The organism is Synergistaceae bacterium (assembly GCA_012728235.1).
Classification (GTDB): domain Bacteria; phylum Synergistota; class Synergistia; order Synergistales; family Synergistaceae; genus JAAYFL01.
This window is the reverse complement of sequence record JAAYFL010000035.1, coordinates 1-1695: the sequence shown is the minus strand read 5'-3', so window position 1 is coordinate 1695 and position 1695 is coordinate 1. Positions and strand designations below refer to the sequence as shown.

1 protein-coding gene is annotated in these 1695 nt (G+C 38.7%); it reads right to left on the bottom strand.

Annotated elements, in window-relative coordinates; all coding sequences use genetic code 11:
* The coding region (locus GXZ13_02770) for a phosphoadenosine phosphosulfate reductase family protein (GenBank protein NLX74761.1) at positions 1-1610 on the bottom strand (1610 nt) is incomplete at its 3' end.
* Positions 1611-1695: the final 85 nt, after the last annotated feature.

Sequence of the window (1695 nt, the reverse complement as noted above, 5' to 3'; positions counted from 1 at the left end):
TTCGCCCAAAAGTTTTCCTTTTCATTAAAAAAGCGAACGAACCAATCTGATTTTGGTAATGTTGAGTCAAAACAGTTTATTGACATGGTTTTTTCCTCCTTTGGTATTTTTCGCGAATTGTAAACTAGGCAACCATCTTGAATATCGTGGCATTGAAGGCAATGAGTACAATCATTAATCTTCACCCCATTATCAAAGCTTAAACAACCTGAACTGCAATTTGCTTCGCAGACACCACATTGAACACAATATGCAGATTTTCGAAATACTTGTTTAAACAACTTCCCAAATGTTGGATTCACCTTAAGGTAACTCTGTGGTAGTCGAACAATATATCCAGTGCCTTCATCCTTTACTGTAAACGGGATTTCACCAAAATCACCCAATGTTTTAATCCATTCTCTCCAATCGGTTTTAGGAGATAACACAGTTATAGTTAGAACTCCGTTTTTTATCACTTCCGAATAGTTCACATTATTTTTTGCTAAATCACGTCCACTTCTCCGTGACACCCATCCCCCATTGGAAACATATGAATTATCTCCAAAATTCCTCCCACTAAATTTATCAATCATTTTTATATAGGAACTCACATCGTCGCTATATATTTCACTTTTGATATAATCTGCCTTTTTTGAAGACATTGGGCAGAAAATACAACCAGCTCGACTATTGCCTTTTTTATATGCTTCATTTATTAGCACTTTGTTCGAGTAAATATAAAGCCATACCTCTGCTGAAGTCCATTCAAGAAGAGAATTATGATTGTATTGTCCTTTTTGTTTTTTCCCAAAATTTTCATATTCATACTCTGAGCGCTTTGCACTTTCTTGCGCTCGAACACCGACAAAAGCTAAACCTGTATAGCTATTCTTTCCTGTAACTTCTCTTAGTTTTAATGCTTGTGGGGTACTTTTATGCACTGAACAACACCACCGTAATGTGCGAGAAGGGGGACCAAATAATTCCCAAGATTCTTTTGGAGAAAGATGCGATTTAGCTATATAAAAGGGAATCTCTTCCTCCGCACATTGCCGTTTTGTCTTTTCGACAATATCATAGGTGTCAGGAAACTCCATTCCAGTATCGCCAAACACAACAATAAAGCTACCCTTGGGAAGAGCTTTTTTAACGAGATCTAGCAGAACGAGACTGTCTTTACCGCCTGAAAATGCTACATAAAAACAGTCAAGTTTATCCTTATACTTGCTATATACAGCCAATATCTTTTTGACCGTAGTCTGCTCAATGATCTCGAGCATCTCACGATTTGCTTCTACCATTGCCTCTATATCAATGGGCTTGAGAGATATGCCCTTAGGCTCAGGCATTATCGGTTTTCCATCCTCACCGTTCGGTATGATAATCTTAGGAGCGGTGTATACATTTCCGCCCTTCAGTTTTGCAACAAGTGTTCCTCTATACCAATAAGTATTTGCCTCTGCCCACATATAGGGGAACTCAGATTGCTTATCGTACTTCCAGTATTTATCAAAACCCAGCACGTCCAGCTCGGGAGCGTAAACTGGGCGGGGTTCTTTGGAAAATCCTGTGGGCGAGGAATTTAGGAGCAAGCCGCCCGTTTGTTTATCGTAGGTATATGAATACATCTTAACTCGTCTTCTCTCGTTTTATTTTTGCTTTATTAATTATTTCGTTAGCTTTTGCTGTCGATCTTCTTCCCGTGAAACCCTT